Origin of the sequence: Posidoniimonas polymericola, from assembly GCF_007859935.1 — a bacterium.
Lineage (GTDB): Bacteria > Planctomycetota > Planctomycetia > Pirellulales > Lacipirellulaceae > Posidoniimonas > Posidoniimonas polymericola.
Window position 1 is genome coordinate 662,699 of the sequence record NZ_SJPO01000002.1, and the last position, 25,914, is coordinate 688,612.

At 68.2% G+C, this 25,914-nt stretch carries 15 protein-coding genes and 1 other RNA gene; 3 read left to right on the plus strand and 13 right to left on the minus strand.

The window, feature by feature from the left end; translation table 11 throughout:
• Positions 1 to 5: 5 nt before the first annotated feature.
• From dnaX to ispE, 9 genes are all read right to left on the minus strand, one after another.
• Positions 6 to 2,126, minus strand: a complete 2,121-nt coding sequence (gene dnaX, locus Pla123a_RS06455) for a DNA polymerase III subunit gamma/tau (protein ID WP_146585032.1) — start codon at positions 2,124 to 2,126, stop codon at positions 6 to 8.
• Positions 2,127 to 2,244: 118 nt separating this feature from the next.
• Positions 2,245 to 2,338: signal recognition particle sRNA small type (gene ffs, locus Pla123a_RS06460), an RNA gene on the minus strand.
• Between the two features lie 142 nt (positions 2,339 to 2,480).
• A complete protein-coding gene (locus Pla123a_RS06465; RefSeq protein WP_146585034.1) occupies positions 2,481 to 4,901 on the minus strand; it encodes a WD40 domain-containing protein in 2,421 nt (806 codons plus the stop codon).
• A gap of 57 nt (positions 4,902 to 4,958) precedes the next feature.
• On the minus strand, positions 4,959 to 7,421 hold the full coding sequence (locus Pla123a_RS06470) for a DUF1549 and DUF1553 domain-containing protein (protein ID WP_146585035.1): 2,463 nt from the start codon (positions 7,419 to 7,421) through the stop codon (positions 4,959 to 4,961).
• A complete protein-coding gene (locus Pla123a_RS06475) occupies positions 7,418 to 9,754 on the minus strand; it encodes a PPC domain-containing protein (protein ID WP_146585037.1) in 2,337 nt (778 codons plus the stop codon). The genes Pla123a_RS06470 and Pla123a_RS06475 overlap by 4 nt, the downstream gene beginning before the upstream one ends.
• A gap of 48 nt (positions 9,755 to 9,802) precedes the next feature.
• A complete protein-coding gene (locus tag Pla123a_RS06480) occupies positions 9,803 to 11,107 on the minus strand; it encodes a DUF1501 domain-containing protein (protein ID WP_146585039.1) in 1,305 nt (434 codons plus the stop codon).
• A 511-nt stretch (positions 11,108 to 11,618) separates the two neighbouring features.
• Positions 11,619 to 11,858, minus strand: coding sequence for a carbon storage regulator (locus Pla123a_RS06485; protein WP_146585041.1), 240 nt, complete (start codon positions 11,856 to 11,858; stop codon positions 11,619 to 11,621).
• Positions 11,859 to 12,684: 826 nt separating this feature from the next.
• On the minus strand, positions 12,685 to 13,329 hold the full coding sequence (locus tag Pla123a_RS06495; protein WP_146585043.1) for a SpoVG family protein: 645 nt from the start codon (positions 13,327 to 13,329) through the stop codon (positions 12,685 to 12,687).
• A 29-nt stretch (positions 13,330 to 13,358) separates the two neighbouring features.
• Positions 13,359 to 14,270, minus strand: a complete 912-nt coding sequence (gene ispE / locus Pla123a_RS06500) for a 4-(cytidine 5'-diphospho)-2-C-methyl-D-erythritol kinase (RefSeq protein WP_146585044.1) — start codon at positions 14,268 to 14,270, stop codon at positions 13,359 to 13,361.
• 363 nt (positions 14,271 to 14,633) lie between these two features.
• On the opposite strand from ispE, the gene Pla123a_RS06505 reads away from it, so the two are divergent.
• The gene (locus tag Pla123a_RS06505) at positions 14,634 to 15,632 is read left to right on the plus strand and encodes a DUF368 domain-containing protein (RefSeq protein ID WP_146585046.1); all 999 of its coding nucleotides are present in this window, start codon (positions 14,634 to 14,636) and stop codon (positions 15,630 to 15,632) included.
• Positions 15,633 to 15,641: 9 nt separating this feature from the next.
• On the opposite strand, the gene tmk is transcribed toward Pla123a_RS06505, so the two are convergent.
• Genes tmk through Pla123a_RS06520 form a run of 3 tightly spaced genes read right to left on the minus strand, consistent with a single transcriptional unit; the run spans position 15,642 to position 19,503 of the window.
• Positions 15,642 to 16,247 (minus strand): dTMP kinase, encoded by a 606-nt coding sequence (tmk, locus tag Pla123a_RS06510; protein ID WP_146585048.1) that lies wholly within the window; start codon positions 16,245 to 16,247, stop codon positions 15,642 to 15,644.
• A gap of 39 nt (positions 16,248 to 16,286) precedes the next feature.
• On the minus strand, positions 16,287 to 17,261 hold the full coding sequence (locus Pla123a_RS06515; protein ID WP_146585050.1) for a helix-turn-helix transcriptional regulator: 975 nt from the start codon (positions 17,259 to 17,261) through the stop codon (positions 16,287 to 16,289).
• Positions 17,203 to 19,503, minus strand: coding sequence for a TolC family protein (locus Pla123a_RS06520; protein ID WP_197527738.1), 2,301 nt, complete (start codon positions 19,501 to 19,503; stop codon positions 17,203 to 17,205). The genes Pla123a_RS06515 and Pla123a_RS06520 overlap by 59 nt, the downstream gene beginning before the upstream one ends.
• A gap of 860 nt (positions 19,504 to 20,363) precedes the next feature.
• Here Pla123a_RS06520 and Pla123a_RS06525 point away from each other — a divergent pair.
• Positions 20,364 to 22,325: an FAD-dependent oxidoreductase gene (locus tag Pla123a_RS06525; RefSeq protein ID WP_146585054.1), complete on the plus strand. Its 1,962-nt coding sequence runs from the start codon at positions 20,364 to 20,366 to the stop codon at positions 22,323 to 22,325.
• 123 nt (positions 22,326 to 22,448) lie between these two features.
• Entirely contained in the window at positions 22,449 to 23,357 is a 909-nt protein-coding gene (locus Pla123a_RS06530; RefSeq protein WP_197527739.1) for a UbiA family prenyltransferase, read from the plus strand.
• Here Pla123a_RS06530 and Pla123a_RS06535 read toward each other — a convergent pair.
• On the minus strand, positions 23,341 to 25,677 hold the full coding sequence (locus tag Pla123a_RS06535; RefSeq protein ID WP_146585058.1) for an endo-beta-N-acetylglucosaminidase: 2,337 nt from the start codon (positions 25,675 to 25,677) through the stop codon (positions 23,341 to 23,343). The two genes, Pla123a_RS06530 and Pla123a_RS06535, sit on opposite strands and share 17 nt — an antisense overlap.
• Positions 25,678 to 25,914 lie beyond the last annotated feature (237 nt).

A 25,914-nucleotide genomic window follows, 5' to 3' on the forward strand; every position in this document is an offset into this window, starting at 1 on the left:
AGGGATCAATTCTTGTTGGCGGGCGGCACGTAGCGGAGCTTGTCGGGTTGACCGTCGAACAGCTCGAGGGCCGCCTGCACAAACGGCCGCTGAGCGATTTCGGCCTGGCGCTGCCGGCGGGTCATCCGCTGCTGTGGCGCTGTCACGGCGGGGGCCTTGGCCTCGAACTCGAGGTGCAGCCTGCGGCCGGCCAGCGACTCCAACGCGTCTTCAAGTTGCTGCTTGTGCGCGGGCTGGTCGCACGTGTCGCGGCTGACGGGGTTGTCGAACCGCACGCAGACCCGCCGCTCGTCGACCGCGCCGACTGACACCGCCATCGCCGCCAGGTTGCCGAGGATGCCGCCGACCTGTTTGGAGACCGCCTGCCAAGCCTGCTGCAGCTTGTCGTCGGCGATTGTGTCGCCGGCGGCGGCCGAGGCACTGGGCACTGTGCTGCTAGAGTCGGCGTTCCCTGAGTCGGCGTTTGCTGAGTCGGACTCTTGCTCAGCCTCCTGCAGCGCGGCGTTGGCCGCCGTGGCGGCGTCGATGTCGCGCGGGCGGGGCGGGGCGGGCCGCGGCCGCGCCGGCTCGGGGGGACGCTCGGCGGTGGGCGCGGGGCTGATAGGACGCGGGGCCGCGGCGGGAGGCGGGGCGGCGCCGCTGCCGTTCAGCTGAGAGGTGGCAGGAGCAGCGGACGCGGTGGCATTTGCGGCGCTCGGCTGCTGATTTTTTTGCGGGGCCGTACCAGAGGGGGCCGTACCAGAGGGGGCCGTACCAGAGGGGGCTGGGGCAGACCCGCCCGTCGGCGCGCCAGACGCCGGGGTCGTCCCCGCCGGCGTCGGAGGTTTCGGTTGCGGGGCCGGACCGTTGTCTGGCCCGTTGTTTGGTCCTTTGCTCGGCCCGACCGGGCGTTTGGCGGGCGGGCCCGCGGGGGGCGTCCCCCCCTCACGCAGCGACGCAACCAAGTCGGCCAGATCGTCGAGGTCTTCGAGGTGGCAGACTCTGACTACCGCCATCTCGGCCAGCGTGCGGCTGTGGACGCTCACCCGCAGCCGGGCGGCGGTCTCGTCGAGCACCTGCAGGATCGCCAGCAGCGTCTGCGGGCCGAGCGCGCCCGCCAGCGAGGTGACTTCTTCGGCCTGGCTCGGCAGCGCGTACAAGGCGGCGTCCATCCCCGCGCCGACCGACACCGCCATCACGTCGCGGAAGTAGCCGAGCAGCTGGTCGAGCAGCTGCCCGACGTCGGCCCCACCGGCAATCGCACTGTGCACCTCTGCCAGCGCGCCGGCGGCGTCACGCTCGGCCAGCCGCCGCGCGAGGTCGCTGACCCGCTGGGCCGGCGCAATGCCGAGCAGCCGGTTGACGTCCTCGCCGGTGATCGCGCCCTCGGACACCGCCAGCAGCTGCTCGAGCAGCGACTGGCTGTCGCGCATCGAGCCGGCCGCCCTCATCGCCAGGATCTGCAGCGCCTCGACATCAATGCCGACGCCCTCCGACTCCGCGATCTGCGCGAGCCGCGTCTGGATGGCGGTCGACTCGATGCCGGCGAAGTCGAACCGCTGGCAGCGGGACAAGATCGTGATCGGGATCTTGTTGGGCTCGGTCGTGGCGAACACAAACTTCACATGCTCGGGCGGCTCCTCGAGCGTCTTCAGGAGGGCGTTGAACGCCTCCTTGGTGAGCATGTGCACCTCGTCGATGATGTACACCTTGAACCGCGCGCGGCTCGGGCGGATCGCCACGTTCTGCCGCAGCTGGCGGATCTCGTCGATGCCGCGGTTGCTGGCGCCGTCGATCTCGAGCACGTCGACGTCGTCGCCGGTCGACACGCTGCGGCACACTTCGCACTGGTTGCACGGCGTCGGGGTTGGGCCCCCGTCCGGATTGCCCGTGCAGTTGAGCGCCTTGGCCAAGATCCGCGCGGCCGACGTCTTGCCAACGCCACGGGCGCCAGTAAACAGGTACGCGTGCCCTACCCTGCCCGTGGCGATCGCCTGCTTAAGCGCCTGCGCGACGTGCCCCTGGCCGATCAGCTCGTCGAACGTCTGGGGCCGGTACCGCCGCGCCACCACGACGTACTCGTCGTGGTGCGGAGCCCCCGGAGAGTTTCCGGTGGGGTCGTGGTTGCCAGCAGCGGTTTCGGACATGCCCGTGGCCCTCGGTCACGCCCGCTGGACGGGCAAAAAGAACCCCCCGGCAGGTCCGGCGGCCAGTTGATCAGTGGGGGGAGAGTCAGACGCCAAGAGCTGGCGGCAACGCGGCGGTCGGCGAGAGGCCCCCGCACCTGGTTCACAAACTTATGGCTGCAGTGTTTCCACCCTGACCAGGTTCGCAAGATCCCCATCACAGGGACCCCTCGCCGGCCGCCCCGCGGGCCGCCATGTAGATCCGTATTATGCCCGACGCCCCCGCCGGGAGTCAAAGGGGCGTCCGCGTCCGCTGGCTCGGATCGTGCGGGCGGATTCTACGGATTTGCTAAGAAATCCGGCCTGCCGCGTAGACTACTCGGCTTCGGCGTAGGCTTTCCGCATCGCCTCGGCGGCGGTCAGGTCGCGCAGCTTCGCCTCGGCGATCTGCGCCTGCTGCTGGGCGTCCCCCATCTGCTGGGTGACGCCGGCGAGCTGATCCTCGCTCGCCTTGAGCTGCGCGGAAAGGTCCCGCTGCTCGTTCTGCAGCGAACGGAGCCGACCCTTGAGCTCGTCCAAGCGGGCCTTGGCCTCGGCGACCGCGTCGGCCTTAGCCTGCACCGCGGCGGCGGCCGCCTGACGTTCGGCCTCGGCCGCGCCGAGCGACTGGGCAATGCTCGTCTGGTTAGCCGTTAGGCTCTGCGAGCTTTCGGTCAACGCCGCGATCGCCCGCGAGAAATCAGCCACCTCGGACTCAATCGCCTCACGGGCCGATACCAACTGCTGGCCGGCCGCCTCGGCGCCCTGGGCGGCCTCCGCCGCGGCGCTCGCCGCCGTGCGTAGCTGGTCCAAGGGCGGCAGGGCTGCCCGCTGCTTCTCGACCGCGGCCAGCTGCGTCGACGCGAGCTCGGCCGCCTGCTTGGTTGACTTTTGCGTTTCACGCAGCTTGTCGCGCTGCACGCGGGCCGCCTTGCGTTGCGACTGCAGCTTGGCTACCGCGCCGTTGGCGTCGCTGTAGGCGTGCTCCAGCAGGGCCAGCTTGGCGGCCGCCGCGTCGGCGGCCGCGGCGTCTCCTTCGGCGGGCGGCGACTGCTCCTGTTGCGTGCGGAACTCGGCCAGCTGTTTTTCGACCTCAGCGAATTCTTGCTTCGACTGCTCGTGCTCCTGCTTGGCCGATTCCAGTTCCTTCTGAGCACGCTTCAGAGCCGCATCGTTTTCGGCCAGGCGGGCCGCGGCCTCGTCGGCGGACTGCTTGGCGGCGGCCAGTAGCTTTTCAAACTCGATGCGCGCCGTTTCGGCTTGGGCTACTGCCTGACCGGCGGCTTCTGCCTGCTGCTTGGCCGCGGCGATCTGCTGCTCCTGTGCGGTGACCGCCGCGGCCGCCTTGGCGAGTCGTGTCTCGAGCAGCGGCGGATTGGGCGGCAGCACGCCCGCGGGCTGCTTGTCTTCGATGGTGATGACGCGGACCTCGCCGGTGTAGTCGGCGGCGATTACCCGCTGGTCCTCGTCGGCGAACACCGCGGCCAGGGCGATGTCGTTCATGTCGGTCAGGTCGGCGATGTGACCGCCGTCCGCCTTCCAGAGCTTGACCTTGCGGTCCCGCCCCGCAGTTACCAGCCGGCCATCGGCCGCGAACGCCACGGACGACGCGCCGCCGCCGTGCGCGCCGAACGACTTGATCGCCTTGCCCGTGCCGTCCCACAGCTTGACCGAGCCGTCCTCGCTGGCCGAGGCCAGCACTGCCGAGTCCGACCGCCAGGCGACCGACGTCACCGCGCCGCTGTGGCCGCGTAGGTCATTGCGTTCGTTGCCGGCGATGGCGTCCCAGGTCCGCAGCCCGGTAGCGCGGTCGGCGGTGGCGATCAGCTTGCCGTCCGGGCTGAAGGCGAGCGCCGTGATCCAGTCGGTGTGCTTGCCGAGCTCGTAGATCTTCTCCCCGTCGGCGACCCGGAACACCCGGACCTTCTTCTTCGGGCCGCCAATCGCGACCATCGTCTTGTCGGGGCTGATGTCCGCGGCGAGCACGATGTCGAGCTCGTCGCCGATGGTCGCCAGGCGGGCCCCGCTCTTGACGTCGTAGAGCGCGGCGTTGCCGAGCGACGCGTGATGCCCCCCCGCCACCAGCAGCAGGCTGCCGTCGCGGCTGAAGCGGACCACCTGCGGCGTGCCGTCGACGTATGGCAGCACGCCCAGCAGCTCGTTCGTCTGTGTGTGGTACAGCGACACCTGCCGCTGCCACGGCACGGCCGCCAGCGGCGCCCAGCGGCTCACAGCCAGCGAGGCGATCGGTCCGACGAAGTCGCTTGTCACCACCGGCTGGCGGTAGACGCCGGTCGGCATGGCCGGCTCGCCGACCGGCTTGCCGGAGTTGTCGGTCGCCACGGAGGCGATGGCGGGCTTGGCGCTCGGCTTTGGCTTCGAGCCGGCGTCCTTCAGCAGTCCGCCCTCGATCCACTGCTTCAGCACCGCCAGCTGATCGGCCGGTATCTTCTCGCCGCCGGGCGGCATCGCCGGCTGCTCCTCGTGGTTCACCAGCTTCCACAGCCGCGAGCCGCCGACGTCGGCCGACGCCAGCACCTCGCCGCCGGCGCCGCCCGCCAGCGTGGCGTTGTAGTTGTCCAGCGCCAGGCCGCCGGAGGCGTCGTCCTGGCTGTGGCACGCCTGGCAGTGCTGACGGAAGATGGGCGCCACGTGCTGTTCGAAAGTGACCTTATCCGCGGCAGCGGCGGTCGAGCCGACGAGCGTGGCGGCGAGCGTGGCGGCGAGCGTGGCGAGAACTAGGCGGTCGTGTCGCAAGGCAGTGCCTCGTAGGAATCGAAGGTATCGTTGCAGCGGTCGAGACGCCGAGCGTTGCTAGTGGTTGAACAGGAACTCGCGGGAGTTGAGCACCGCCCAGAACACGTCCTGCAAAGCTCGGCCTCGGCCCTCCTTGTCCGGGGTGAGAGCGACCAGCTTCGAGCGCTCGTCGTCCGTCGGCTGGCGGCACAAGCAGCGGAGGTAGATCTGGTCGATGATCTGCTCGTTGGTGAGCTCCTCGGCAATCCAGCCGTCGACCAGCTTGCCGCGGGAGATCTTGCCCTGCGTGGCGTCGCCGTTGAGCATGTGCAGCGCCTGCGAGAGGGTCGGCTCGGTCACCGCGCCGCACGCGCAGACCGACTCGCGTTGGGACTTGCCGAAGGTGGTCAGGAAGTAGTTTCCCTTGGACCCGTCGGCGATCTCGACCGCCCGGGCGCCGGGCGGCAGCCCCGGCAGCTTGTCCTGCTCGGTGGCGGTCGCCTGGCTCAGGCAGTCCCACAGCGACTCGGCCGGGATCCGCCGCGGCGTGGCGCGGGCGAAGTTGCTCACATCGGTCGCGTTGGAGTCGTTCGGCTGGCACGAGCGTTGGTACGCGTTGGAGTTGCAGATCTCGCGGGCGAGCGAGCGGAGGCTGAACCCCGACTCGACGAACCGTTTGCCGAGCGCCTCGAACAGCGCCGGGTTGCTCGCGGGATTGCTGACGCGGATGTCGTCGACCGGATGGACCACGCCGCGGCCGAGGAAGTGGGCCCACACGCGGTTCGCCACGCTGGTGGCAAAGTACGGGTTGTCGGGCGAGGCGACCCAGTCGGCCACCGCCCGACGCCGGTCCTGACCCTTGGTGTCGGGCACCTGGCCGCCGAGGAACTTGGGCGCCATCGCGGCGCCGGTCACCGGGTGTTTCGAGTCGCCGCCGCCGCGGTTGTAGATCATCACCTCCCGATAATCCTCGCCCGCCTTGCGGGCGATCTGGCTGAAGAACGCCGTGAACGAGTAGTAGTCGTCCATCGTCCAGCGGTCGAACGGGTGGTTGTGGCACTGGGCGCACTGGATGCGGATGCCGAGGAACACCTGGGCGGCGTTCTCGGCGATCTTCTTTTGGTCCGGCTCGCTCTGGTAGAAGTTGACCTGCGGCGTATCGAAGGTGGTGCCGCTGGCGCTCAAGAGGTCTCGCACAACATCGTCGAACGGACGGTCGCTGTTGATCTGCTCGGTGACCCACTGCGAGTACAGGAACATCGGCTTGTACTCGACCCGGTTGGGCTGCTCGCGGACCATCAGCAGGTCGCACCATTTGGCGGCCCACACCTGGGCGAACTCGGGGCCGGCGAGCAGCTCGTCGATCTTGGCGGCCCGCTTGCCCGGGTCGGAGTCGGCGAGGAACGCCTCGCGTTCCTCGGGCGATGGCAGCCGGCCGGCAATGTCGATCGACACGCGGCGCAGGAACTCTTCATCGCTGGCGATCGGGCTCGAGTTGATCCGCAGGGTCCGCAGCTTCTGCCCGACGAGCTCGTCGATGAAGTTGGCATGCTGCTCCTCGACCGGCTCGAACGGCTGGCCGCTGGGGAGCACCAGCACCTGGCTGCCGACCGTGTGCGTGTCGAACCGCGCCATGACGAACGCCTCGCCCCGCTTGCCGGAGGTGACCCGTCCGGCGTCGTCGATCTCGGCGCTGACGCTGTTGTTGGACTGGAACACCGCCAAGTGCGTTACGTCGCGCGTGGCGCCATTGGAGTACTGGGCCACGGCGACGAACCGCTGCCCCTGCCCCCCCGCGCCGACCGCCGCGGCGGGTGGGTAGAGCGAGAGCGAGGTGACGGCCGGAGCCTCGGCGACGTCGTTCGGCGTGCCGGCGGCCACCCAGTCCCGCAGCATTTGGTAGTAGATGCTCTCTTTGTCGAACAGCTTGCCGCCGGAGTGCGGCACCGCGGCGATCGCCTTCTCCAGCATCAGGCTCTCGTCCGGCAGCGCCGGGTTGAGCCGCCGGGCGGCCATCTCGCGGGTCAGCCGGTGGTGGTCGCCCGCCGGGTCAAAGCCGAACAGCGACAGCCGGAAGCCGTCCTTGCCGCGTGACGCGCCGTGGCAGCCGCCGGCGTTGCAGCCCGCCCGCATGAAAACCGGCATCACGTCGTGCCGGAAGCTCACGCCGGGCGCCGGCGTGTCGCCCGCGCTGTGGGCGTCGATCGTGGCGCTGAGCCCGGCAAACTCGGCCGTGACCCGCGCGACCCCGTTGCCGCTGGCCGAGAGCACGCCGCTGTCGAGCGTGACCGCCTCAGCGGCCCCGTGCTCCGGTTCGACCCGCCAGTTCGCCAGGTCGGTCACGTCGAGCGTCATGCCGTCGGCGCGGTAGGCGATCGCGACCACCTGCTGCGTGTCGGCGGCGTGGTCGAGCGTGACCTGAGGCGGGTATACCTGCAGCTCCGTAAACTCAGTCGACGCGGGTTCGGCCCAGGCCGACGGGGTAGGCGCCAGCGAGATCGCCGCGGCGAGCAGCAGCTTGGGAAACTGATTGTTGGTCATGACTGACTTCCGTTGGATCCGTTGTTCGCGTCGGCCGTGGCGTTGGCGGCGGGCCGGGGATCGACGCGCACCTCCGAGTAGCCCTGCGTGTACACCACCGGCTCGTCGGTCACGGTCAGCTTTGCCTGACACCCAAGTCCGCGGTGGCGGCCCGGCTTGGCGTCGGCGGCGATGACGAGCTTGAACGTGGCGGAGGTGGCGTCCTTGGTCACCTTGGTCGGCTCGGCAGCCACCCCCGGCGGCAACCGCACGAGGGTCAGCTCGGCCTCGCCGTCAAACTCGTGCCGCTGGTTGAGCTCGAGCGTCAGCTCGACCTCCTCGCCCTGTTTGCTGTTGACCGTGGGGACCTTCATGTCGAAGTACGGCTCGGCGACCGTCAGCTTCGCGAACGGCGTCGAGGCGTAGACCCGGCCGCCCGAGTTCAGCTCGCCGACAACGGTGATCTGCCAGTCGCCGGTGGTCGCGTTGCCATTCGCAGTGGCGGGGATGATCGCTTCATTCTGCCCCTTGGTGATCGACCGCGAGCGATTCGAGGAAACGCCGGGCGGGTTGTAGAGTGTGTAGATCCGGATTGCCTCGTCGAAGCCCTCGTTGCGATCGGCGATGATCTTGAGGTCCTTGGCCCCGCCCTGCACAAGCGGCGAGTTGGTAGGTTCGATCCGGATCCGGAACGGCAGCGGGTCGGTCACCGCTACCGCGGCCCGCTTGGCGAAGTGGCTCCACATCGGGCGGTTGTTCCGCCCACGGGCGAACCACGTCTGTTGCTCGAGCTGCGTTTCGATCGGCTGCTCGCCCTCGGTCGGGCTCACCTCCAGGGGCGCCAGCGCGGCCGCCAGCGGCGCCTCTTCGGTCGCGCTGAACACCACCGGCACCCGGTTGTAGTTGGCGGCCAGCGGGAACGCCTCGGCCGTGACGCCGGGCGGAAGGTTTTCGAAGTCGACCCTGAGCTCACCCCCCAGGTCACGCCGGGTCACGGTGAGCAGCGTCGCGGTCTTGCCGCCGCGGGGGACCTCCAGGACGGTCGCCTCATAGCGGCGGCGTTCCTCGATCTTCACCTCGGCGATCGCCTTCCGCTCGGCCGCCTCGACATAGTAAACGTAGTCGGGCTGGCCGCGGTCCATCCGGTCGGAGACCTGCAGCAGGTAGGTCCCCTCCTCGGGCGCGGTGAAGCGGATATAGGGGTCGGGGGCGCCGCGGTCGTCATCGTTGCCGGCCAGATTCTTGCCGTCTGGGGTGAACACCCGCAGCACCGCGTCGAGCGGCGAGCGGAGCTCCCTCGCCTGCACCCGCAGCTCCCACACCTGCCCCTTCTTCGCCTCGAAGGAGTACCAGTCCTGGTCGCCCGTCTCGGCCAGCACGCCCACACCGCCGCCGGGGGCGGGCATGGGATTGGGCTCATTGCGGTTGTTGTTCGGCTCGGATTCGGCGGCCGGCGGTGCGTCGAGCAGCTTGATCGGCAGGGCCGATGGCGCCGTCCCGCGTTCGTCTTCGGGCCAGTACTCGTACTGGTCGCCCTCGCTCGGCATCCGCACCTGCTGCTTGCCGCCGTTGCCTCCGATCCACGCAACCTCTACTTCCACTCCGCGAGCGGCCGCCGGGGGAAACACGGCGTCTGGCCGGGGGAATTCGCCGACGTGCAGCCGGTAGACGCAGTTGTCGTCGCCGCGGTAGGCGGTCTCACGCAGCCGCACAATGTACCGCCCGGTGTGAGGAGCGGTGACCGACAGGAACGCATCCTGGTGCGCGGCGGCGGCGTCGTCGCACTCGGCGATGACCTGGCCGCCCTCGTCGAGCAGCTCGAGCAGCGGGTCGAAGAACGTCCGGCCCATCCGCAGCCCCTCGACCTCGACCGACACCCGCTGGCCCTCGTTGGCGTTGAACGCGAAGCAATCGATGTCCTCCCGCTTGATCACGCCGTTGACGGTCGAGCCGAACTCAATCGCCTGCGGCGCGTCCAGCGAGTCGTTGGGGTCGACCTCCGTAACCTCCGGCAGCACGCCGATGTGGAAGGTGCGGATCTCGCTGAGGCCGCTGTTGGTCCGCAGCCGCAGTTCGTGCCGGCCCAGCGGGCAGTCGGGCTCGATCTCCAACTGCACACGCGTGCGGTTGTCGTCAACCCGCTCGAGGGCGACCGTCTTCAGGCCCGGCTCGTAGAACACAACCTCTGCCGGGTCGATCCCGATCCGGCCGCCGACAAAGTCGACCGAGACGGTGGTCCCCTGCCGGCCGCCGGCCGGTTCGAGCCGAGAGAGCCGCGGCTCGTAGGCAGTCGCCCGCAACGCGACGCCGAGCGACAACAGCAGCGCAACGAGCGTTTGTGTTGCGTGTCTCACTTGAATCCCCCCTGAAGTGACGAAACGCGGCGGTCTGCGATCGGCGGTCTACGCCAACAGTTCTTTGCGGACCTGGCCGCCGTCGATGATTTCGATGGGCCGGTCGCCCGGGGCCATCAGTTCCTTCTCCGGCGCGATGCCGAGTAGGTGGTACATCGTGGCGGCCAGGTCCTCCGGCGTGATCGGCGTGTCTTCGGGCTCCGCGGCGGTCGCGCCGGACGAGCCGATCACCGCGCCGCGGCGGAAGCCGCCGCCGGCCATCGCCACGCTGAACACCTTGGACCAGTGGTCGCGGCCGGCGGTGTTGTTGATCTTGGGCGTGCGGCCAAACTCCGACGATACCAGCACGACGGTCTCGTCGAGCAGGCCGCGCTCGTCGAGGTCGGCGATCAGGGTCGCGAACGCCTGGTCAAACGGCGGGAGCTGGCGCCGCATGTTGTTGGTGATGTCGTTGTGGTGGTCCCAGCCCCCGTATGACAGCGACACGAACCGGGCGCCCGCCTCGACCAGGCGGCGGGCGAGCAGCATCCGCTGCCCCGCCTCGTGGCGGCCGTAGCGGTCACGCACCTTGTTGTCTTCCTTGTTCATGTCGAACGCCTCGCGGGCGTGCTGCGAGCCGACCAGGCTGAACGCCCGCTGGTAAAACTCGTCCATCGCGGCGACCGCGTCCGAGGCGGTCCGCTCGGTGAACCGTCCGTTGACCGTTTCGAGCGCCGCCAGCCGCCGGTGGTAAACGTCGTCGCTGACAAAGTTGGGCCGCTCGAGGTCGCGGACCTTGAAGTCGCCGCGGGCCGGGTCGCTGCCGACGCTGAACGGCGCGTACGCGGTGCTCAGGTAGCCGCTGCTGGCGTACGGGTTAGGGGCGTTCGGGATGCAGACGTACGGCGGCAGGTTCTCGCGGGGGCCGAACTCGTGGCTCACCACGCTGCCGAAGCTGGGGTACGTCAGCGCCGGGCTCGGGCGGTAACCGGTCATCATGTTGTGCTGGCCGCGCTCGTGGGCGGCCTCGCCGTGCGTGACCGAGCGGACCACGGTCAGCTTGTCGGCGACCCCGGCGGTGCGGCGGAGCAACTCACCGAAGCGGACGCCCGGCAGCTTGGTTTCTACCGAGCCGAGCTCGCCGCGGTACTCGATTGGCGCCTCCGGCTTGGGGTCCCAAGACTCCTGGGCCGAGAGCCCGCCCTGCAGAAAGATATGGATCACGCTCTTGGCGGTCACGGGCGGCGTCACGTACTTGTTCGACGCGGCCTGCGCGGCTCGCAGTGCGAAGAAGTCGCCCAGGTTGAGTCCCAACCCGGCGATGGCGCCGGCCGTAAGGAAACCACGGCGTCTAATACGAGTTCGATTACCCATAGCAATTCGACTCCTGGGAGCGGAGTTCGCTCGGTATACGATCAATGAGAGATCGGGCAAAGAAGGGGCCCGAACGGGGCAGCACGACTTCGGGTCGCTGGTCGGCATCGGTCGTCGACCGGGTGTCGCCGCGCGCGGCAGATGGAGGGCTTCAGGGGGGAGGCAAGTCAATCCAGCGGGCGCATCGCTCTGACTGGTTGCCTGCACTGTAACGATGAGGGCCCGGGAAGTCAAAATTCCCTGGAGAACCGAGAATCCACTGCGCAATAGCACAGGGCGTCGAGCCGCCCTTGCGCACGCTGGGCAAACAGGGCGGAATAGATGAGGGGCACGCCGCAAATGTGTCGGTCGGCGTCCCGTTGAAGCGTCGCTCAGGCCGACCAAGGCGTCTCCGCGGAGCGGCGTCAATGTGCCGCTCCGCGGTAGGGCGTGAAGGCAGCTCCCTTGAGGCCGGGTAGGCCGTAAGAGGCAGCCATGGACCTGCGGGCGGTGCGAGGTCCGCCGCGGGTCGCTAGGCGACGCTGTTGGCCGCCGGGGACGCGAGCAGCGAAGGCACGGCGATCGGTTCCTGCGGGGCGAGAGGCGCCGCGGGCGATGTCTCCCACGGCTCGAGTTCGTCGCGCAGGACGAGCATGTCACTCGGGGCTTCGATGCCCACCCGGACCTTATCGCCGGACACCTTAACGATCGTAACAACGACCGAATCGCCAACTCGGATTCGCTGAGTCTCTTTGCGTGATAGCACGAGCATAGGGGACCTCCGTGTCATGAAGCGGGTTCGTCTACCGCGGGGCCGAAATGCCGGCTCCGCTTGCACAGACCGGGCGTGACGGCGGGTGGGTCTCCCGCCGTCGGCTGTGCACGTATGTATACTAAACCCGGTGTGCGCTTGTCAACTACTTCTGCCGTTCACGGCGCCGCAAATCCTTCGCGGCGCCGGGTCGGAGTGGTGGGCTGCAAGCCGCCGCCAATTAGGCGGCGCACGGAGCCGGCGCGGTCATAAACCGTTCGCCTTGCGAACCATAAAACAGGATCGACTGAGCTTCCATGTCCCAGATGGCGGTCAACTGAAGCTGGCGTGGACCATGCAGACAGAAGTGCCAACCGCACCGTCTGCCCGCTCTTTCGAGCGAGCGTTGGCTTAGCTGGAAGCAGTCTGTCCGCAGGTTGTCGCGAGAGCAGAGTGTGGAGTGAATGAACTCTTTCACCGCGTTGAAACGCTCGGTGTAACTCACATCCTGATCCATACGCTCGCAACGCCTCCCTGTTGCCCGCCGAGAGGTCCAGGCGTTCGTCACGCCTGCTCGCCCCTCCGCACCCTTCCGACACCAACAAGTATCGGTGCCGGTGGATGGGTATCTTTGGTGCTCTTGGTAAAATGCGACGCCTTGGTGGTCTGGCGTGTTTTGTGCCGCCGCGCAGAAGCGGTTCGGCAGAGCGATGTATCGACCGGTCGCGACTCACAACGGCCGAATGGCGTAGTCGCGCAGCACAGGATCTCCGATCGCCAAAGGCGCCGCAGGCTGCGCGGTTTAACGGCCCGTAGAACCGACTCACGCGTAGTGATCGCGAGGCGTTTACTCTTCGAAGATTCCCGAACCGAAGCCCCCCTCGGCGCTCTTCGCGTTCGGCGAGGCCGAGTCCGCCGTCGAGTCCGCCATCGACGACCCGCCGGGCCGGCGGTGCGGGCCGCTCACCGAGTTGGGCATCGGGTCGCCCGCCGGCGGGTGGTGCGGGCGGCTGACGGTGCTGGAGCTGTGCGGCGAGTCGACGCGGCGGGTCTCGACCTCGTCGGTCGAGTAGTCCTCGCCGTCCAGGTCGTCGTACCGCGAGATGTAGCCGGGCTGGCTCGAGAGCTTCAGCTCGTTCTCGTACTCCCGGATCACGTGCTCCTGGATCATCTCGCGGCACGCGGAGTTGATCGGGTGGGCGATGTCGGCGTAGAGCTTCGCGCGGCCGTCGGCGTCCTTGATCAAGCGGTTCTCGGCCAGGCGGCTGCCGCACTGGTTGCAGTGGTTGGCCCGCAGGTGGTTCTTCATCCCGCACTTGGGGCAGTGCGAGGTGAGCTTGCGGCTTGGCATCGCGACAAACGGCCCGCTGGAGCCCTCGATGATCTTGAGGTCACGCACGACGAAGCAGTCGTCGAACGTGAGGGAGCAGAACGCCTTGAGCCGCTCTTGAGACTCGTCCATGAGCTTGATGCGAACTTCGGTGATCTCCATCCTTACCTCCGGGTGAGTCCGTTGTGCCGCTAGGCGGTGCATGTGGCGACGGCCCAGGCTGCCTGCCGGGCCCTCAGCCAGGCCACGGCCTGCAGGGCTTGTTGGTGCGAGCGGCACACGCCGAAGTAGGCGGCGCCGCTGCCTGTCATTTGATGGGCAACAAACGGGAATTGGTGGAACGCCGCGGCCAGCATGCGGAGCTCGTCGCAGAGCTCCATAGCCGCGGCTTGTAGCTGGTTTGACACGAGGGATGGCAACTTTTGCCACCTGCCGTGTCGGAGGGCCGCCAGTAGCTTCGTTACGGAGCCGCCATCGGCTTCCCCCGGCGTGCATCGCGAGAAAACTTCCGCTGTAGAGAGGCCCGCCGCTGGCTTGGCAATGACACACGGCACGCCGGCGGGGATCGGCGCCGGCGTGACCTGCTCGCCGCGGCCCTCGCACAGGTTGGCGGTGCCGGATAGCTGTCCGGGGACGTCGCTGCCTACCGCGGCGGCGACCGAGAGTGCTTCTTCTGGTGTGAGCCGCAGGTCCCACAGGTGGTTGGCCGCGACAATCGCCGCCGCGGCGTCGCTCGAACCGCCGCCCAGGCCCGCCTGCGACGGGATCCGCTTTTCGATCGTGACGTGGCAGCCCGCCTCAAGCCGCCGCGCGGCCCACACGCCGCGGAGCGCCCGCGTGACCAGGTTGCGGTCGTCGGTGGGAACCTGCGAAGCGTCGATCGAGCGGTGGTGAGACCTGATTGTCAGCCGCACCTCGCCGCGCAGGGCGTTGTCGGGCCGGAGGCAGAGGGTGTCACTCAGCCGCACCGGGCAGAGCAGGGTGCGGATTCCGTGAAAGCCGTCGGGACGCCTAGGCAGAACGTCTAGATAGACGTTCAACTTGGCCGGCGCTTCGATGAGCCAGCCGGCCGGGGACTCGCGGGGTATGCGCATACCCTGCATGGGGGCGTCCTTGTCATGTGAGGGGCAACCCGGCGGACTTTGTGTCGACGCTCTCCCCGCCTATCCTCCGAGCAAACCGTCGACCCAATCCTGCGGCCTCGGTTTTTGTGGGAGTCACTCAGATGCCGGCACATCGCTCGCGAGCTGTCGCTGGTAACCTAACTCTTGACGTCGAAAAATCTTAAAGAAAATCGGCTTGCGGGTCAATGTAACTTGCTATCGCCACAGGAAGCCACATCAGTTTGCAACGCGAGGGCGGTCGCGTCGTTCACCTTTCGGCACTGCCTCTAAACCAACCCCGCTCATAGGCTATAGTTGCTCGAAACTGCCAATACCCCCACAAATGTTACCAACGCGACCGCAATGACGTCTGATGACTTACCCCGCGAATGCTTCAAGGAGGACCTCAAACACGCCGCCCGAGGATTTGCCATGGGGGCGGCGGACATTGTGCCTGGCGTGTCCGGCGGCACGGTAGCGCTCGTCCTGGGCATCTACCAGCGGCTGGTGACGGCGGTCAGCCATGTGGACGCCACTCTGCTGGGAATGGTGGCCCGACGCGAGTGGGGAGCGGCCGCCCGACGGCTCGACCTGCGGTTCTTGGTAGCCCTGGCGGTCGGAATCCTGACCGGGGCCGCCGGCCTGGCGGGCCTGATGCACACACTGCTCGAGGACCACACCGAGGCGACCTTCGCCGCATTCTTTGGGCTGATCCTGGCGTCGGGGCTGCTGGTCGGCAAAATGTGCCGCCCCAGCACCAGCGGCCAGCTCTGGCGCTGCGTCCTGCTCGGCGCCGCCGGCGTGGGCGTCGCCTATCTGCTGGTCAGCCAAGCAGGGATCTCCAACCGACCGGGCCTCGGCTATACCTTCCTGTGCGGCTGCATCGGCATCTGCGCGATGATCTTGCCCGGCGTGAGCGGCTCCTACTTGCTGCTGCTGCTCGACAAGTACCACGAGATCACCGGCATCATCAAGAACCTAGTGCACCTGGATGTCACCGCCTCTGATCTCGCGACGCTCATGGTGTTTGCCCTGGGGTGCCTGGTGGGGCTGCTCGCGTTCAGCAAGCTGCTCAAGTGGGTCCTGGTGCGGCACTACACGGCTACGATGGCTGTGCTGTGCGGGTTCATGATTGGATCGCTGTACAAGGTCTGGCCGTTTCAGGCAGGCGACGCGCCCGTCGACGCGCCGTTCAAGGAACGCGCCGCCAGCATGCACCCCGTCTGGCCAGAGGCGTTTGGCGGCCACGAGTGGACCTGCCTCGGTGTCGCGGCAGGATGCTTTGTGGGCGTGCTGGTGATCGACGCCGTTGCGCGGCGTGGCGACCGGTTGCCTGTGGCCGACCATGTGCCGGCCAGCTAGATCAGCCGGCTAGATCAGCTTCTCGGCGATCCCGCGGATCTCGCCGCTGACCTGCTCGATCGTGCGGGCCGCGTCCACCACGTGCACCCGCTCGGGGACGAGCCGCGCCTCGGCCAGGAAACCCTCACGCACCCGGCGGCGGTAGTCGTCGCCGCGGCTCTCCATCCGGTCGCGGTCCCGCTGCATGCGGGAGTCGGCTTCGGCGGGGTCCATGTCGAGCAGGAAGGTCGCGTCGGGGTGCAGCCCGTGGACCGCCGCCTCGCCGACCGACTTCACCAGCTCGGGGTCGAGCCCCCCCGCGTGCCCCTGGTACACCACGTTCGCCAGCAGGTACCGGTCGGAGACCACCACCTCGCCGCGGGCGAGCGCGGGGCGGATGACCTCTTCTACTAGTTGAGCGCGGGCCGCCATGTACAAAAGCATCTCGCTGCGGGCCGAGATCGGCGTGTCGTCCGGCGCGTGCAGCACGATGTCGCGGACGCACTCGCCGAGCGGCGTGCTGCCGGGGTCGCGGCACTCGCAGACCGTCAGCCCCCTGCCCCGCAGCCACTCACAGAGCAGCCGGATCTGTGTTGTCTTGCCGACGCCGTCGACGCCATCGAAGGTGAAGAACATGCCCGCGAGTATAGCCGCTCTGCCTACCGCTGGCGCTAGCTAGGCCCGGTCGTAGATCCTCATCATGTTGGCCGCCCGGCGGGCGACCAGACGCCGCAGCTCTACCGGGGCGATCACCTCGGCCTGGTCCCCGTAGCCGAGGACCCACCAGCTCACCTCGCTCAGGCCCGACACCGTGGCGCGAAAGTCGAGGGTCCCGTCGTCGCGCCACGCGCACCGCTGGGTCGCGTGCCACCGCACCTCGCTGACGTTGTGGGCAACCACCGACTGGAAGTGCACGTGCACCTCGCTGTCGGGGCCGGGCTCGGGGATCAGCCGCCAGGCGTTGCGGAGGTAGCGGGCCAGGCTGAAGCCCTGCGGCCGCCGGAAGCACTCGGCGGTCGCCTCGGCGTTGTGGATCCGCGACACGTTGAAGGTCCGCACCTCGTTGTGCAGCGACGACCGCCCGATCACGTACCAGCTCCGGCGGTCGAACAGAAGCTCGTACGGCCGCAGCTTGGTGTGGATGGTCTCCCACTCGGTGAGGCTGCCGTAGTCGATCTCGACCACCCGCCGCGCCGCCTGGGCGTCGACCAGCAGCTGGTAGACCGACTGCTTCTCAGCCAATGGGTTCCGCGCCGTCGGCCGCAGGTGGACCGAGCCGGTCAGCGAGCGGAACTGCTCCCGCAGCTCCTCGGGCATCGCGGCGAGCAGCTTGCGGGCCGCGACGCCGGCCGGTTCGAGGAAGGCGGGCATCTCGGCGTTGGCGGACTGCTCCGCCAGGCAGATCAGCGCGAACGCCTCCTCGGCCGTGAAGTTGGTCGGCGGCAGGAAGTAGGCGCCGGCCACCCGGTACCGCCCGTCTTCCCGGTCGTACTCGACCGGCACGCCGGCCGACTTGAGCGTCTGCAGGTCGCGGAACAGCGTGCGGCGGCAGACCCCGCACGAGTCGGCCAGCCGCGTCGCGTCCCGACCGCTACCGGACTGCAGCGTTTGCAGCAGCCGGAGCAGTCGAGTAATCCGCTTGACGTTCATAGCTGCCGCTGAAGACCGTAGACCCGCCCGCCTGCTGAACCTGAGGCAGGACGCGGGGGCTGTCGCCAGCTGCATAGTTTACTTGGAGGACCTGGTCGGCGCCGGCCCCAGCACGGACGTCGGTCTGGGCGCCCATCGCCGGGTGCGGCAGCGTCATCGGCTCGCCCTCGTAGACCGGACCGGCCGGCGTGGGCGACTCTTGGTAGTAGACCTCGCCGCCGCCGACCGCCGTGCCCCGGTCGGTCCCCTGCTGAGCGTGGGGGCCGCGGCTGAACACGTTCGGGCGGGTGAACCCGTAGTCCAGGTACATCGAGGCGTCCCGCGAGCGGGCCCGACGCATCGCGTCGAAGTACGCCTTGCCGGGCCACGGGCCCTCAGCCAGGTAGACGCCGTTGTAGTCGAGCAGCGAACCCTTGCGGTAGTGGACCTCCAGCACCGACAGGTTGTAATCGGTCAGGGCCCGGTAGTACGCGCTCTCGGCCTCGGCCCGCCGACGCTGGGCGTCCAGCAGCAGGTCCAGGGTGATGCGGCCGGCGTCGAACACCGCCTGCACCGCCTCGACCTCACGCTCGGCCGCCACGCGGCGGTTGAAGTTGGTCTGCGTCAGCTGGTAGTTGAGGTCGACGTCGCGGAGCGAGTCGCCCAACTGGTGCGAGATCTCCAGCTCCAGGTCCTGCAGCAACGCCCGGTCGCGGGCCAGCAGCAGCTGGTGGTGCCGCACGCCGGAGAGCTGCTTGCGGAAGCCAATCGGCATGCTGAACTGGGCGCCGACCTCCCACTCCTGGAAGTTGCCGCCGGTCAGCGTGTTGAACGCGTTGCTGCCATCAGCGAACGGGCCCGGGGCGCCGCCGCTGCCGGTCAACCGGTCGCCGGCGCCAAGCCAGCGGTAGGTGCCGAACGCGTCCAAGCGGGGCAGCAGGTGGTTGCGGGCGGCGATCAGCTCCAGCTCACGCTTCTTGATCTCCCACTTCTGCTTGCGGATCTCGACCCGGCGGACCTGCGACTCGCCGTGGATGCTCGACCAGTCGAACGCCACCTGGGCGGTGGTCGGCTCGTCGCCCGGGCGGATCAGACGCCCGTCGGACATCGACAACCCCATCACGTAGCGGAGGCGGGCCTCCGAGCGGTACAGGTCGGTCAGTCCCTGCTCAACAGCGGCCTTGAACTGGAAGTACTGTGCCCGCGACTGAGCCTCCCGGTCCGCACTGCCGCCCTCGGCGCCCTCCTTGTACAGGGCCGAGACCTTCTTCCAGGTCTCCAGGGCCGAGTCGCGGCCCATCTTGCGGGCCTCGAGGTCGCGGTAGCTGAAGTACAGCGCCCAGTAGCTCTGCTCGACGTCCCGCATCAAGTTGCGGACGCCGCCCTCGAAGTCGGCCAGCGTCTGGTCGGTGTTGATCCGGGCCAGCACCACGCCGTCGAACGCGTTGGTGACGTTCGCCGCGTACTGGTCGAACGAGTGCGGGCCGGCGATGCGGTTGTACTGCGCGCCCCCGCCCTGCAACAACGGCCGGCTGAAGAACGCCTCGAAGTTGGTCTCCCAGATGCTCGGCTGAGCCCCCTGGGCGATAAAGTTGCTGTTCGCGTTGTAAGTGGTGTTGTTGCGGAAGGCGAACTGGGTGCCGTCGGCAGCGGTCTTTGAGAGCTGCGACTGGGTCACGCCCTGGTCCTGCTGGAACACCGGCGACTGGAACGCCGCCGCGACGCCGCCCAGGTTCTGCGGGCGGTCGTTGTTCTGCCACACAGAGCTCATGTCGAGCTGGGCGTCGAACTCGCTGAGGGCAGCCTCGACGCCGGTGCCGCTGAACTGCGAGCCGAACGCCGAGCCGACGGTCGTCTCACGCAGAGCCGGGTCGTAGGTGGTCGTGACCGACACAGAACTGACCAGCGTCCGCGAGATCGACTCCGGCGTGTTCTGCGACACCTGGGCGCCGACAATCGCGGCGCCGCCGATCTGTCGCATCACCTGGCTGTTGCACAGGGTGATGCGGGTCGCTTCCTCGAGCGACAGGTCCCACATCTCGTACTGGTCGGTGTTCTTGAGCGTGAGCGGCGGCAGCGCGCCGGTCACCTCGTCGAGCGACGGCTCGTCGACGTCGGGGTACTCGATGTCGGTCGCGACATCCAAGTAGTGAGACAGGTCGCCGTCTTCCATGAAGTAGAACGGCTGAGTGGGGCGGCAGCCCGCGGCGAGCGTGGCGCCGCACATCACTAGTGACCAGAAGGCTCGGGTGTGCCGGTGCATGACGTGCGTCCCTGACGGAGGTTTTTCGAGCGCCATCCCTGGCGCGGTCGTTGGTTGATACGCGATTAGTGACAGCCCCGCGTGTCGCCACGCCTGGCCGCCCCTCCCCCCAGAGGGCCGCTGCCCGCTCTGTTCCCCCTGCCACGCACGAGCGCGACCGATGGCCGGACAATCAGCACAGTTGATATCGTCGACCCAACCGGCAAACTTTGACATTTGGTGCAAATTGAGCCAAAACCCGCTGCTGCCACTGCCGGCGCCCGCAGCCGTGGTACTTAGAGTCCGAAACATCGAGCGGAGGGGACAAAACCCCCGACAGAGGATGTCCCTTAGTGCCGTAAGTGATTGTTTGGTAAGGCTTTGTGGGGCCGTCAGCGGCGCACCCGCTAGGGGTTTTGTCCGCCACAACCGCCCAGATGCGCCCTCGGGGGACAAAAACCACCGGGTGGCCTGACGGACCGCTGCTAGCATTCGCCCGCTAGCCGATCGCTCCCGAGTCACCGGTTCCCAACGCCTGCCCTGACGCTTGCTAGTTGCCAAAGACCGAGCGGCTCAACGACCGCGCCACCCCGTATTTGACCACAGGCCGGGGCGTATTTCAGCAAAAAATGGCAGGATTGCCCTGCTCTGAGAAGGATAGAGGAGAGCCAACAAGCGAGTCCCCAATTCGAGCCTTCCCCGAGATTGGGGCGACGCCCGTGTCGCGAATGAATTTGATCATCGATCGCTCTGACGCAGCACACACCTTCGGCCTGCAATATTTCTCAACGCATGAGTCAGGCGCCAACTGGCAGAGGTGAACTGCTAGGATGAGATCACTCGACGACCAACCCCTCCCACCACGGACTCGCGAGGCGGCGATGCGTGACCAACCGAAGCACAGCAATCCCAGCCGGCGGCAGTTTATCGGTGGCGCCGGCGCGACTGCCCTAGCACTGCTCGCGACTCGGCATGCAGGAGCCGACGACTCCAGCGGGCGGCAATCGCCGTCGAGCGGCGAGTTCTTGTTCGTCGAGGCCGAGGGCTTTGACAACCACGGCGGGTGGGAACTCGACCAGCAGTCGATGGACCAGATGGGCTCGCCCTACCTGCTGGCCCACGGGCTGGGCGTGCCGGTTGCCGATGCCGTGACGCGGGTCGCGTTCCCCTCGGCCGGCGAGTACCGCGTGTGGGTGCGGACCCGCGACTGGGTCGCGCCGTGGAACGCGCCGGGCGCGCCCGGCAGGTTCCAGGTGCTGGTCGATGGCAATCCGCTGGGCGAAACGTTTGGGACCAAAGGCGCCGCGTGGCACTGGCACGACGGTGGCGTCTTGCGTGTGGGCGAGCAGGCGACGCTCGCGCTGCACGACCTGACCGGCTTCGAGGGCCGCTGCGAGGCGGTCCTGTTCTGCAAGGACGCCGACTTCACGCCGACCAACGATGTCGACGCGCTGACCGCGTTCCGCCGCCGTGTCCGCGGCCTGCCCGACCAGCCGGCCGATGGCGGCCGCTTCGACCTGGTCGTGGTTGGCGGCGGGCTGGCCGGCACGTGCGCGGCGCTCTCTGCCGCCCGCAATGGGCTGCGGGTCGCGCTGGTGCAGGACCGTCCGGTGCTGGGCGGCAACGGCAGCTCGGAGGTCCGCGTCTGGCCGGAGGGTCACACCCGGCAGGCGCCGTACCCGCACATCGGCGAGATCGTCGACGAGATCCTGCCGCCGGTCGACAAGCAGGGCACGATGAACGGCGGTCCGTCCAGCTACTTCGACGACGCGCTGAAGCTCCGCGTGGTGCAGGCCGAGCCCCGCATTACGCTGCTGACCGACTGTCGCGCCGTGGCGGTCGATGCGCGCGACAACCGCATCGAGGCCGTTGTGGTCGAGAGCACCCGCACGGGCCTGCGCTCGCGGCTGCGGGCCGCGCTGTTCGCCGACTGCACCGGCGACGCGTGCGTCGGCTACCTGGCGGGCGCGGACTACGAGTACGAGCCGGTCGGCTTGATGGGCAGCACCAACCTGTTCAGCGTGCTCGACGCGGCGGACAAGGACCAGGTGCTCCGCTGCGAGTGCAAGGACAAGAACGCCCTGGCGGCGAAGTACGAGCAGGGCGACCACGCCCAGCCGTTTCCCCGCTGCCCGTGGGCGCTCGACCTGTCGGACAAGCCGTTCCCGGGGCGGCCGAAGCCGGGCGGCGGCGGCCAGTCGCAGCTAGCGGCGTTCGAGCGGAAGTGGTACTGGGAGAGCGGCTTCGACAAGGACCAGGTCCGCGAGATCGAGCTGATCCGCGACCACAACTTCCGCGCCGTGTACGGCGCGTGGGACGCGCTGAAGAACGTCGACGGCCTGTACCCGAACCACCGCCTCGGCTGGCTGGCGTTCATCGCCGGCAAGCGGGAGTCGCGGCGGTTGTTGGGCGACGTTGTGCTCGACGCGGCGGACTTCAAGAACCAGACCGAGTACGCCGACGCGGCCTTCCCGTGCTCGTGGCACATCGACCTCCACTTCCCGCGGGAGGACTTTCAGGGTGGGTTCAAGGGCGAGGAGTTCGTTTCCGACTACACCCGCGGCGAAAGCTACAGCTACGGCGGGCTGTACTGGGCGCCGTACCGCTGTTTGTACAGCCGCAACGTCGAGAACCTGTTCATGGCGGGCCGCGACATCAGCGTCACCAAGTCGGGCCTCGGCCCGGTGCGGGTGATGAAGACCTGCGGCATGATGGGCGAGGTGGTCGGCAAAGCGGCGGCCCTATGCGTAATGCACGCCACGACTCCCCGCGGCGTCTACGAGGGGCGCCTCGACGGTCTGAAGGCTCTGCTGCAGCAGCGCGGCGCGACCCGCGTCTCCTAGTTGCCCTAGTCTGCGCGCAGCCTAATTCTCCGAGCAGCGGCGTTTGAGTCTGCCTCGGCGCGACCCTTTCTGGTGCGCTAATGGCGTGGGACCTGCGATGGTTTTTCGCGTATGCTCCAGGCTATGCCACCCCAAGCCGAGCCCGCCCCGTCCCTGCCCAGCCAGCTAATCGGCGCGCTGTACACCTCGCGCCCCGGCTTGTGGCCGACGCAGCTCTGGTTCTACCTGCTCCCGCTGGGCGGGCGGCGGCTGCTAGACGAGGGGACCTTCTGGTTGGGCGCCGTTTATGTGATGTTCCCGCTGAGCCACGTGCTGTACGGCTGGAACGACCTGGCCGACTACCAGACCGACCAACTGAATCCCCGCAAGGGGAACCTGCTGTTCGGCGCCCGGATGTCGCAAGAAGAGCTCGCCAGGCTGCCGCGGCAGCTGCTGCTGGTGCAGGCGCCGTTCCTATTGCTCTTGGGATGGGCGATCGGCCCGAAGCTGCTCGCCTGGGTCGCGGCAGGTGTGGCGGTGAACTACGCCTACAACGGCAAGCGATGGAACCTGAAGGGCCGCCCCGGCTGGGACCTGCTGTGCCAGAGCGGATACCTGCTGGTGTTTGTGCTGAGCAGTTGGCTGAACGACGTGCCGATGCTGCCTTGGCCGGCGATGGTGTTTGGGGCGTTGTTCGCCATGCACGCCCACCTGTTCCACGAAGTGACCGACATCGAGCCCGACGCCCTGGCAGGCCGCAGGACGACCGCGGTGGCGATCGGGGTCCGCTGGTCGAAGCTAATCGTGGCCGCTCTGCTGTTGACGGAGTGCGTAATCGTCGCGGCCTACTTCCAGAGCGCTGTCGTGGCGGGCTTCCTGGCCGCCGCCGGGGTTAGCTTCGCCGCCGACGCGCTGCTGCGGCCGCACCGCGTCATCAGCGAGAAAACGCTCCGCGCCGTGTTCCTGACCTGGAACCTGGTGGTGCTGGCGAGCATGTACTGGATCTGGCGCGACGCGATCTTTGCTCAGTCCGCGGTCACGCCCGCGAATTAGCGGGCGCCGTTTGGCGCCGTTCGCCACGCCTCCCGCTAGCGGCGAGCGCTAGCCCGATAGACAGGGCGACGCCGGTCGGTTCGGGGACCTGGGCCGACTCGGATCCGGTGGGTAAGGCAGCGCCGAAGTTGCTCCGCCACAGGTCGTAGTCGTCGGCGCCGACCGTGCCGCCGGCGCCGTTGCCGCCCAGCACGCCGCCGTCTTCTGAGGCGCCGAGGTTGTCTCGCCAGACGGTGTAGTCGGCGGCGTCCACGACGCCGTCACGGTTGAAGTCGCCCGGCAGGCCGTCGGGGTTGACCCAGCTGAACAAGAAGCTCGCCGGCTCCGAGACCCCAAACTCGTTGCCGACCGCCACGACCTCGATCCGTGTGCTGGGGTCGTTGCGGAACCGATCCAGCCCGCGGACGAAGAACGAGTTGTTCAGCGTGCCCCCGAGGAACTCGCGGACCCCGCGGATGTTGGTCGCAAACAGGTTGTAGTAGTAGACCTCGTTCGACGCGTCGGGCGCGTAGTCGGGCGAGTGCTCCCAGTGCAGGCGGAGCGTGACGCTGTTGGAGTCGATGACGCCGTAGTCGCTCATGGTGACGTCGGACGGCGCGGCGGGCACGTCGGGTTCGCCCTCGATCACGCCGAGTCGACCGACGCGGACGTCGTAGTCGGGGTCTTGCCCGTCGAACCGCAGTCCGATCTGGGCGATGGTCTTGCCGGCGTACTGCCCCAGCGGCACGGTCTGGAGGTCCCAGCCCGAGGTGGTCGTGTCGCCCAGCGAGAGGGGCACCAGCGCCGTGGGGTTGTCGGCGAACGCGACCAGCACCTGCACGCCGGACGCGGCGTTGGCCAGGCCGGTCTTCAGCGCGATCTGCAGGTTGGTGTCCGCGGAGACCGGCAGGTTGGTCATGTAGAGCCGCAGGTCGGTTGGCTCGTTCAGGCCGCCGTGCACGCGGAGGCTGCTGCCGCCGTAAAAAGCGTCGGTGAAGTCGAACTCGGGGGTGAGGGTGCTGCTGTTGTTCTCGATCAACCACCGCCAGGTCGGCGTGATGTCTTGCAGGCTGAGGTTGTTCCAGTCGCCGCGGCGGCTCGACCGGCCGTCGATGTAGTAGTTGGAGCCTTGGCCCAAGTTGAAGTTGGTGACAAACGGGCCGCCCGTAATCGGCGACCGTTCCGGCACGTAGTGGGCGATTCCCTTCCAGCCCGCGTTGCCGACCGTGCCGGAGGTGTCGCTCGGGTCTTGTGCTGCGCCGGACCAGAACCGCGTGTCGCGGCTTTGGAAGTCGGACATGTCGCCGGAGTTGTTGAGCGTCCACTCCGGGCGGTAAAACCCAACCGAGGTGCGGTGGGGCTGCCCCTCCGGGAAGATCTGGTCGAGCGGCTCGCCGGTCTGGTTCCAGCCGGCGCCCTCGACGTTGACGCCCGCGTACAGCTCGTACGGGTCGCGTCCCAATTCGGTCGCGAGCGTGTTGGAGCTGGCCAGGCGGCTCTCGCTCCAGCGGAAGTCGAGGAACATGCTGTCGCTGATCCGGATGTTGCGGCGTCCGGCCACTTCGAAGTACTCGTCGTTGCTGCTGTTGAGGGCGCCCTGCCAAGAGATTGGACCGGACTCGATCATCGAGTCGTACCACACGATCTCCAGGTCGCTCTTGCTCTGCAGGTAGCGGAGGAAACCGCGGGTCTGGCTCGCCAGGGCGCTGCTGGCGCCGTTGGTCTCTTGGTTGACGAACCAGCCGTCAAACCGGTGACGCTCGGCGATCTCGATCAGCTTGTCCGCCTGCGGGTAGGACCCGTCGGGCGCGGTCTGCACCAGGTCTTCCAGCCGGTCGATCGACCCGCCGAACACGTTGGGGGGGAAGAAGATGTTGCCGTAGACCGGCACCCCGTTGCGGTGCGCGGCGTCAATCACCGGGCCGTTGGGCGCGAGGATGTTTCCCTCGCCCGCCGAGCCGCCCCAGAAGACCAGCGAATCGACGTACTGCCAGTTGCTGAACGCGTAGTAGCGAGAATCGTTGGCGCCCTGTGACGGGTTGTTGGACGTTGGCGCGAACGCCGCCAGCGACATCACGCGGGCCTCGCCCGGCCGGGCGTGCGGGTTGGCCTGCAGCGCCGGGTTGGAGAAGCGGGTAGCGAGGGGCACGCTGCCGAGGTTGAACGGCGCGTCGGGGTCGGCGGCCGGGTTGTAGCTCGCCAGCGAGTTGGGCGCCGTGTCGGGCTTCCAGTAGTTGGCGTACGGCTGTCCTGGCAGCTGGGCGCCGCAGGTTCCCGCCATCATCAAACCCAGCGTGACGCCCACTGCGCCGCGCAACCGCCAACCGTCGGACCGCCTCATCGAATGCCTCTCTGTTGCTGCGAGAACCCAACCGCCCGGCTTACGCGGGGCGCCGCCCACGATCCTCCCTCCGCTGTTCCAGGGCGGAATGAGACGCCGGCAGGGGTGTCATAGCCCCTATCTTAACCCAAAACGACCACCGTGGCTGGGGAGAAAAGGGGCCCAGGGCGCAGCAGGGCTCGATCTGCATCGAAGGGCGGTCTGCCCAGACGCAACAGGCCGAGCCCCGAGAGGCAT